Origin of the sequence: Streptomyces sp. NPDC058576, from assembly GCF_042718715.1 — a bacterium.
Taxonomy (GTDB): domain Bacteria; phylum Actinomycetota; class Actinomycetes; order Streptomycetales; family Streptomycetaceae; genus Streptomyces.
The window spans coordinates 50,499-58,956 of record NZ_JBHXPF010000027.1; the positions used below are offsets into that span (position 1 = coordinate 50,499).

Here is an 8,458-nt window from a genome sequence, read left to right on the forward strand (position 1 = left end):
GTGCCGGGCTTTGCGGTGCAGGATCACATCACCCACCACCTCACCAAGAGCCCCGGCTGCACCCCTTCCGTGCGGGGGGGGGTTTTTTCCCCCCGCCGACCGGGCCGTTCCATTTTTGAGAGGTGCACGCGTGGCTCCGACCCGCGAGACAGTAGTGCGCAACCTGTGGTCGTCGTCGGCGCTGTTCGTCACCGCTGCCTTCATTGCCTTCGTCGTCGTGCGGTCGGATACCGCAGACCGAGTCGGCTGGATCCTCTACACCGCAGGATGGCTGCCGCCTTTGACTGCACTGGCCATCTGTGCGGCCCGCAAGGAGAGTCCCGGCACCGGAGGGGTATTCGCGCTGGCCTTGCTTCTCGGATTCGGCTTGCTGTTCTGGCTCAACCATGCCTGAACTGGCCAGTTCCACCCCAACACGCCCAAACCACGCCGACGCTGTACGCGCCGAGGGCCTGACGTGGCAGCACAAGGGCAAGCGAATCGTCGACAATGTCCACCTGAGCGCTCCTGCAGGAGTTGTCACCGGGTTCCTCGGAGCGAACGGCGCAGGGAAAACGACCACGCTACGCCTGATGCGTCGGACTGACAACGGGCCAGGGAAGCACAACGTACTTCGGGCGGCCCCTGTCTCAGTGGCGCGACCCTGCCCGGATCGTCGGCGTGGTCATGGGAGGCGTAGCAGGACACCCTCGGCACACCATCACCACGCACCTGCGCATGGTCGCGGCTGGCGCCGGAGTACCGGACAGCCGTGTGCCCGACGTTATCGAGCAGGTCGGCCTCACCGGCACTGCGGACAAACGGCTCGAAGCGCTTTCCCTGGGCATGGCCCAGCGTGCCGGCATCGCGCAGGCGCTGCTTGCCGACCCGGCCGCACTCTTCCTTGACGAACCCGCCAACGGCCTCGACCCCCATTCGATTCGCTGGCTGCGTGACACCCTGCGGCAGCTGGCCGACGACGGGAAGGCGGTCCTTGTCTCCAGCCACCTCCTCGCCGAGATGCAACAACTCGCCGACCGGGTCGTGGTCCTCGCTCGAGGACGCGTTGTGGCAGAGACATCGATCGACGAACTGGCCCGCATGGGCTCCGAGGTCACCCTCCAGAGCCCACGCGCCGGGGACCTCGCCGAGCACGTACGGCGGCTGAAGGGAACCTTCGAGTTCCTCGACGACGGCAGGGCCAAGATTCGCGGCATCAACCGGTTCCAGGTAGGCGACCTCGCCGCCGAACACGGGATCCCCGTCCACTGGCTCGACGAGCAGGCACCTTCCTTGGAGGACTGCTACCTCTCTGTAGCCGAAGAGGAGTTCCGGATCTCATGAGCCCGACCACGCTCACCCTGGACACGGGCGCATCGGTCACACGCTCCACCGCGAGGCACCGAGCGATCCGCTACGAATGGCGCCACCTCACCGCCCTATGCTCCACCTGGATTCTTCTGGGAGCCGTCGCGGTACTGAGCCTGCTCGCCGGCGTGACCGCGTCCTTCGGCGTTGCCTCTGGCACGGCCCCTTCCGCCTGGTCCATGGTGACAGCCATCCAGATGGACGCCGTCTCTATGCAGATCCCGCTCAGCGCTCTTCTTCTCCTGCCTCTGGCATCCGGCCCGGTCGCCACGGAGTTCTCGCGTGGAACAGCCCGAACGACATGGCTCACTCTGGCCAGTCGCCGCACCGCGTTCGTAGCCAAGCTCCTGGTCGGCGGGGCGCTCGGAGCGCTCAGCGCTCTTGGAGGAACGGCACTGGTCGCCATCTCGGCATCGACTGCCCTGGCGCTCGCCGGGAAAGCACAGCCGACGTGGACGGAGACTCTTCCGGGAGTCCTCGGATACACGGCTTTCATGGTCTGCTGGCCTTTGATCGTGACCTCGGTCGCAACGGTGGTGCGCGGCCGCATCGCTGCCGCGCTCCTCCTAGTCCTGTGGCCTCTGCTCGGTGAACGTATCGCGGGAATTCTCCTGAGTCTCGCCCCTGGTGTGGATGTCCTCGCGGGATGGCTCCCCTTCGGTGCAGGCCGGGCAGCAATGGCAACGGGTACCGATACGTTGACTTCGGCCGACCGAGCTTTGGTGGAGACTTTTGTCGGAAGTGACCTATCAGCCGGAACAGGTGCCGCAGTTTTTATCTGTTTGACCATTGTGCTCGCGATCATCGGCGCCTGGTCTTACACCAAAAAAGACCCCCGCTAGAGTTCGCAGCTACTGACACGCGTAAAGGCACGGGGCGGCCCGTGGGCCCTGCCTCTACACGAGGATAAAGACCGGCGTGCGTACAGCGCTGCCACCCGTTGCGCCCGATCAGGAAAGACCGAAGAAGCTTTATTGCCGCGCTAGAAACTCTCTCTGCGAGCTGCCGAACAAACGGCCCGGTACCGGTCTCGCAGAAACCAATTCTGCAGCAGTCTGCCGCCCTCAATCACGGTTCTTTACCTATTCACCAATACCTCACCTGCCAAAGGGAGCCGCTGTGCTGACCACTCATATAAACCGCTGCCAGGTAATGATCACTTTGGCGACCGGTCTCTTACTGACGGGGGCAGTACCCACCCAAGCTGCGGAACGCTCAGCTCCATGCCCTACTACCGGTCACGCAATACAGGAGTTCGGCCCGGCACCCACGGGCTTCCACTACGGCCTCAACATCGCCAACACCACAGGAACCCTGGTCAAGGCCGGCCTTGCCGGAAAGGTCACCTACTCGGGTACGTCAGGCGGGTTGGGTAAGCACCTGGTAGTAACACACGCCGATGCAACAAAAACCGTATACGCGCACCTATGGAAGCACTCAGTCGCTGTGGGCACCGCAGTCAACAGCTCGACGAAGATCGGTGAAATGGGCGCCACCGGCACCACTGAAGGCCGAGCACAACTGCATCTCCAAGTCATCGCCGGGGGAGAGAAGATCAACCCACGCCAGAAGTACACGTGCCCTCAGTGATCTCCCCTTGAGGCCTCACTCCCGTCGGTCCTTGCTGAGCGCCGTTCCGCGAAGGCGCCCTCAGCGTCGGGCTGCGTACCAGATGAGCTAGGAGCTGTCCGGCCGATCATGTGACTGTCGAGTGATCGGATCGTTGTCTCGTGTACGGGGCGGGGCGAACGCGGGGATCTGTCAGACGCGGAGTGGGGACGGCTGCGGCCGTTTCTACCGGTGAGCCATGGGTGGTGCGGGCGGTGGCGTGATCACTGGCAGGTGATCGATGGGATTCTGCACCGGGTGAGGACCGGGGTGCACTGGCGCGATCTACCGGAGCGGTTCGGGCCGTGGAAGACGGTCTACGAGCGTCATCGGCTTTGGTCTGCCGATGGCACCTGGGAACGGTTGCTGCAGCAGGTCCAGGCCGCAGCCGGCGAGATCGACTGGGACATCTCCGTGGACTCCACCATCGTGCGTGCGCACCAGCACGCAGCCGGCTCCCGCACCGATCCGCCACCGGCCCTCGCCAGCTCAAAGGGGGACGAGACACTGGAACACCAGGACGAATGTCCGTGGCAGAGCCTCGCCGACCAACTGGCGGAGGTGGTGCGGGAGGCGAGGGCCTGGGCCGCTCGCGCGGCGGCTTCACCAGCAAGATCCACCTGAGCGCGGACGGCTTCTGCCGCCCGCTGTCCCTGATCGTCACGCCCGGGCAGCGGGCCGACTGCACCCAGTTCGTGCCGGTGCTGGAGAAGATACGGGTTCCCCGCCTCGGACTGGGCCGGCCCCGCAAGAAGCCCGACAGCGTCGCGGCCGACAAGGCATACAGCAATGGTCCCTGCCGTCAGTACCTGCGACAGCGCGGCATCCGGCACACAATCCCGGAGAAGGCCGACAGCCAGGCCGCCCGCCTGCGCAAAGGATCACGAGGCGGACGGCCACCGGGCTTCGACGAGGAGCGGCACAAGAAGCGCAACACAGTCGAGAGGACCATCAACAAGCTGAAGAATTCCCGGGGCGTCGCGACCCGCTACGACAAGCGTGGCTACGTCTTCCTTGGAACGGTCACTGCGGCGGCCCTGGTCATCTGGTTGCGGTCATGAATCGACGTGCTGGCCTTCCCTCCCGGACATGATCGGCTCGGTGTCGAGCGGCCAGCGATGGGCGGCGTCATGCAATTTGCTCAACGCCAGGTGGTCATTGGCCACCAGCACTTGGGCCAGCCGGGCTGCCGCGGCGACTACAGCAGACCAGCCAGGCGAATCCAGAAGTCGTCGAAGAGTACGTGGACGGTGTAGTCGAGGTCCTCGAACTGATCCGGATCGAGCCACACCTCACGCTGCCATGTCGGGCTGGCCAATGCCACGACCGCAGGCACGACATGGAGGCGGTAGTGAGGCAGAGCAATGCCGTGATCAATCACGAGCCAAGGGTACGCATCCGATGATCGGCCGGACAGCTCCTAGACGGAGGCGCCACGCTGCTTGACGCGCGCAGTACCAGGCCCCGCCCGTCGCAGAGCCCCGGCCGTCACATTGACTGCCGGGGCTGCCGCGGACCGGCCGTACTCCATCCCAGGACCAAGCCTGTAAAGGCACCAGCCCTACTCCACACACTCCATGTCGGTGCGGTCTACAGGGGAGCGTACTCGCCCTCGAAAGTTGCAGCGCAGGCGTTCGAGAACGAGCGCACCGGCCCAACCCTCGCGAACGGCACGGGACCCCGGGTGGGGCGTCGCCGCGAGGTGACGCCCGGGATCGGCGATCAAGACCTCCCGCCGGGGCCCAGTGCGCTTGAGGCGTGGCCCGGCTGGACGACCAGCCGGGTGCCGAGACGTTTTGCTGTCAGGCTGCGGGCGAGGGGATGGAGCGGGAGGCCTGGTCAGCGGGCTGGTCCAGTTGCTGCTGGCGGCGCCGCTGCTCGTTGCGGCGGTCTTCGACGCGCTGGGTGAACAGTTCCAGCGCCTCGCCTTCTTCGAGGTCGCTGTACGGGCCGATGCCCAGGGTGAAGGCGTTGGCCTCCTCCTCGATGGCGTCGGAGGTCTGGAGCACGAAGTAGCTGCGCTCGCGGTATTTGTAGTAGCCGGTGAAGGCTGCGGCCAACGTGACGGTGAAGCCGATGGCGACGATCGTGATGTTCTGCCAGGTGAACTGGCTACGGGTATCCAGGGCGGCGACGGTAGTCGTGAGTGACCGCAGATCCGATCATGATGAGGTTCTGCGCGGTGTTGTGGACGAGCCGGTACCTACGGCTGTCGTTCCGGTGCTGCTCGATGACGCCGACGACGTGCGCTGAAGGTGTGGCTCCCGATCGGGAAGTTGGAGCACACCACCGGATCGGACGGCGTCGGCCCGAAGCTGTCCGGCGTTCACCTGATTACCCCCGCCGAGTGGATCCACCCTCACCTGCCCAACCCGCTCGGGGACCGCGATGAGCCCGGCGCCCTGTGGGTCACCGACGCCACCCTCCGTCTCCTGCTGCGCCTGTCCGGCCCCAAGTGGGCCCTGGCCGGGGCCCCGACCGTGCACGAAAGCTGGACGAGCGGGGCCACGGAGAACTCCTCGATGCCCTGCGGAAGTTGCTGGTGGCCGCGCGGTCGGAGGCGATCGCGGCCCGGGAACTGTTGACGCTGGAGTACGTCAAGGCGATGTACTCGAAGTTCGTGAGCACCATGGGCGAGTCGGTTCACAACCGGGAGATGGTCCGCCCGGACTGGATGCACCTGATCCATTCGCAGGCGTTCGCGCTGCACTGCGGGCGTGCGTACAAGGCGCACCAGGCCGGGCTGGACGTGGTGGCGCTGGAGCACACCGACGAGCTGCACGTCACCGGCGGGGACTGGCGGCAGGTGTTCACCGAGGGTAGGGGCGTGTCCGAGCTGAAGGTCAAGCAGGGCGACGGCAAGACGTCCTGTGAGTACCTGGTCGGGAAGGTGGGCGGCTGATGGCCGGTCGGTGGAAGGACCCGGTGGGACCTGGCCCCCGCAGCATCAACGTCCGGGGTGTGTGGGACCGGGCGGGGGACGCGTGGATGGATGACGATCTGGACGAGCTGGACGCGGTCTGGGATGAGGTCCTGGACCTGATCGGCTCGGACTACGACGGCTACAGCTTCGTGTCCTCGATCGGCTGGTCCGCCTGACCCCACCCCGCCACCACCAGTGAGTAGCTGTTTTCGATCCCCGGTTCTGGGTGGATTTGCGCCCTAGGAGTTGTCGTCAAATGCCAAGCCCACGTCGTGAGGGGGGGCGAGGGTGACTGATCGGGCGGTGCCTCGGTGACATGTCGGAGGGTGCTTCTACGCTTCCGACCATGGATATAGACGATCTTGCCTGGCAGGCGAGCAACTGTCGCGGTCTATCCCCGAGAACGGTGCGTCTCCTGTTGGAGCACGGTCACCTGGATCTGGTTGCCCAGGTGGCAGTGGATCGTGGCGAGTGGTTCTGCGCCGATGGGGTGGTAGAGGAGTTGTGCCAGGCGGGGGACTTTAGTGCCTGTTTTCGATCCCCGGTTTTGAGTAGCTTTAGGCCCTAGGCTGGCTGGGTGTCCGAGGACGCCGGGGAGGCCGGGGAACGGGTGTGCGCAGGCTGCGGTGAGCGGTTGCGGCCGGAAGCACGGCCCGGCGCCATGTACTGCTCAGTGGCATGTCGTTCCAGGCAGTGGCGCCGGGACCGCCGGTTGCGCAAGCGGGTGGCCGCGGAGTTGAGTGGTGTCGGCAGAGCCGAGTGCCCCGAGTGCAGGGCGACTTGGGTGGCCGGGGTGGACCGCCGTTCGAACGCGGTCTACTGCTCGCGGCGGTGCGTCACGAGGGCCTGGAGGGCCCGGAAGGAAACGTTCGGCGAACGGTCACAGTGACCGCATCGCGAACGCATCCGGATTCCAACCCCGATCAGAACCTGGTCAATTGCGGTCGTCCGTTGTGATCGTCGCATTTTCCGGTCCGACTCTCGGTCGGGAAGCGAGCCGGGTCTCGCCACGGCTGTTTGGCCGTGCACCGGTCCGCGGTGGGTGGTGGAAGCCATGCCCGAAGAGATCGAGATATCCGACAAGGTCGGCAGCGTCAGTGCGAACCGCTATGCGGAGATCGTCGCTGAGCTGCGGAAATTGGTCGAGACGTCCAGCCGGATCCAGTTCACGATCGGCGACTACGCACTCGAAGTCGAGCCGATGCGCGAGCACGGCGGCTCGGCCCCGGCCGAGGAGCTGTTCACGGTCAAGGACTCGCTGTTCCGTCTGGCCGAGGACATCGGGCTGTCGTACTCGACGGTGAAAACGGCCAGGTGGACCGCGTCCAGGTGGCCGGAGGACCGCCGGGTGTCGGGGGTGTCCTTCACTGTCCACACCATCCTGGCGGGCATCGTCGATGGCAGGGAACGGTGGGCCACCATCCTCACCCCGCCCGAGGGCAAGGTCCGGTGGACTCCCGACGAGGCCAAACGCCGCACGGGCCGCCAGGTCGTCAAGCCCGTCACCCCGCAGGAGAAGATCACCCCGATCCACACCCTGGCCCGCGACGAGGACGTTGCCGCGGCGGTGACCACCGACTTCCTCAAGCGGCCGACGGTCGCGGCGAAAGTACCCGATCAGGAGAAGGTCCGGGTCGTGGAGGAGTTCACCCGCGACGAGGCGGTGGCGACCACCGCCGCGACCAGCCTCCTCCGCAGGCCGGACGTCGCCTTCCGGGCAATGTCGGACGACACTGCCCGCCACCAGGTCAACCATGCCCAGGTCGAGCGGGGCCGGCAGGCCCGCGAGCACTTCGAGGAGACCAGCCCCGTCGCCCCGGCCATCCGCAACATCGACAGGTCGGTGGAGTTCCTGGACCTGGTCACCGCCTGCCACTCCTTCGTCGCGGCGGCCGGCCGTGTCGTTCCCGGCCTGCGCGACCGCCAGCTCGGCGACGACGAACGCACCATCGTCCACGAGAACGTCGCCCGGGTCCGGGCGACGCTGGACTGGATTGAGACCGCGGTCGACACCGGCAAGGTCGATGTCGACGGCGAGCTGGCCAAACTGCTGCAAGGCGAGTAGGCGATGCCTCGCCCTTCCGGGCGCAGGTCACCCGCCGCCCAGCGACATGCCGACACCGTCCGGTTCGTGCTCTTCGAGGCTCGCCCGGCCGGCCTGACCTTCAACCAGCTGGTCAGATCCAGCGAGCTGTCGCCCAGCCAGGCCCGCTCCGGCCTGGCCTGTCTGCGGGACACCATCACCGAACGCGGCTGGCCGCCCCTGATCTGGACCAGGAAGGACGGCTACAAGTTCTGCGCCGACCCCGCCGAGCTCCAGGCATACGAGGTCGCGGTCATCCGCGGGAAGCTCACCGAGATCCGCCGGTTCATCACCGGGACGGTTGCTCCGCACGTCGCCCTCCAACCCAAGGGCCGGTGGATCAAACACCTCAACACCCAGCTCAGCTCGGTCGAGTCCACGCTCGACGTCATCGCTGACTTCACCGATGCCTGACCGGCGGGGCCCCCCGCGTGGGGGGCCGCCCCGCCCCCGCCTTGTGGGGGGCGACCGTGGCCGGGCGACGCAGGGAGACCAGC

Annotated in this window: 10 protein-coding genes and 2 pseudogenes; 10 read left to right on the top strand and 2 right to left on the bottom strand. The window is 66.3% G+C overall.

From position 1 onward, the window contains the following. The first annotated feature begins 130 nt into the window (after positions 1 to 130). From ACFWRV_RS20130 to ACFWRV_RS20155, 6 genes and pseudogenes are all read left to right on the top strand, one after another. Positions 131 to 394, top strand: a complete 264-nt coding sequence (locus tag ACFWRV_RS20130; protein ID WP_384336361.1) for a hypothetical protein — start codon at positions 131 to 133, stop codon at positions 392 to 394. Next, positions 387 to 572 (top strand): annotated as a pseudogene (locus ACFWRV_RS20135) (ATP-binding cassette domain-containing protein); the annotation flags it as partial. The gene ACFWRV_RS20130 and the pseudogene ACFWRV_RS20135, both read left to right, overlap by 8 nt. A 10-nt stretch (positions 573 to 582) precedes the next feature. Then, on the top strand, positions 583 to 1,323 hold the full coding sequence (locus ACFWRV_RS20140; protein ID WP_384336439.1) for an ATP-binding cassette domain-containing protein: 741 nt from the start codon (positions 583 to 585) through the stop codon (positions 1,321 to 1,323). Further along, positions 1,320 to 2,189, top strand: a complete 870-nt coding sequence (locus ACFWRV_RS20145) for a hypothetical protein (RefSeq protein ID WP_384336363.1) — start codon at positions 1,320 to 1,322, stop codon at positions 2,187 to 2,189. Before ACFWRV_RS20140 ends, ACFWRV_RS20145 begins: the two co-directional genes overlap by 4 nt. 277 nt (positions 2,190 to 2,466) lie before the next feature. Next, positions 2,467 to 2,937, top strand: a complete 471-nt coding sequence (locus ACFWRV_RS20150; protein WP_384336365.1) for a M23 family metallopeptidase — start codon at positions 2,467 to 2,469, stop codon at positions 2,935 to 2,937. Between the two features lie 129 nt (positions 2,938 to 3,066). Beyond that, positions 3,067 to 4,016, top strand: a protein-coding gene (locus ACFWRV_RS20155; protein WP_384336441.1) for an IS5 family transposase whose coding sequence is annotated in 2 segments (ribosomal slippage) — positions 3,067 to 3,414 and positions 3,417 to 4,016 — 948 coding nt in all. Because the reading frame shifts where the segments join, the coding sequence is not laid out codon by codon here. Positions 4,017 to 4,153: 137 nt separating this feature from the next. Here the strand turns inward: ACFWRV_RS20155 and ACFWRV_RS20160 are convergent. Both ACFWRV_RS20160 and ACFWRV_RS20165 read right to left on the bottom strand, forming a co-directional pair. Further along, positions 4,154 to 4,336, bottom strand: coding sequence for a hypothetical protein (locus ACFWRV_RS20160; protein WP_384336367.1), 183 nt, complete (start codon positions 4,334 to 4,336; stop codon positions 4,154 to 4,156). Positions 4,337 to 4,757: 421 nt separating this feature from the next. Continuing rightward, positions 4,758 to 5,111 (bottom strand): SLATT domain-containing protein, encoded by a 354-nt coding sequence (locus ACFWRV_RS20165; protein WP_384336443.1) that lies wholly within the window; start codon positions 5,109 to 5,111, stop codon positions 4,758 to 4,760. On the opposite strand from ACFWRV_RS20165, the gene ACFWRV_RS20170 reads away from it, so the two are divergent. The 4 genes and pseudogenes from ACFWRV_RS20170 to ACFWRV_RS20185 all read left to right on the top strand — a co-directional run bounded on the left by ACFWRV_RS20170 (position 5,032) and on the right by ACFWRV_RS20185 (position 8,375). Then, complete coding sequence (locus tag ACFWRV_RS20170) at positions 5,032 to 5,208, top strand: hypothetical protein (RefSeq protein WP_384336369.1); 177 nt, start codon at positions 5,032 to 5,034, stop codon at positions 5,206 to 5,208. The genes ACFWRV_RS20165 and ACFWRV_RS20170 overlap by 80 nt on opposite strands. Beyond that, positions 5,202 to 5,857 (top strand): annotated as a pseudogene (locus ACFWRV_RS20175) (DNA-binding protein); the annotation flags it as partial. The gene ACFWRV_RS20170 and the pseudogene ACFWRV_RS20175, both read left to right, overlap by 7 nt. A 1,075-nt stretch (positions 5,858 to 6,932) precedes the next feature. Beyond that, the gene (locus ACFWRV_RS20180; protein ID WP_384336371.1) at positions 6,933 to 7,943 is read left to right on the top strand and encodes a DUF6192 family protein; all 1,011 of its coding nucleotides are present in this window, start codon (positions 6,933 to 6,935) and stop codon (positions 7,941 to 7,943) included. Positions 7,944 to 7,946: 3 nt separating this feature from the next. After that, positions 7,947 to 8,375 carry a RacP protein gene (locus ACFWRV_RS20185; protein ID WP_384336373.1) on the top strand — a complete coding sequence of 143 codons (429 nt, stop codon included), beginning with the start codon at positions 7,947 to 7,949 and terminating at the stop codon, positions 8,373 to 8,375. Positions 8,376 to 8,458 lie beyond the last annotated feature (83 nt).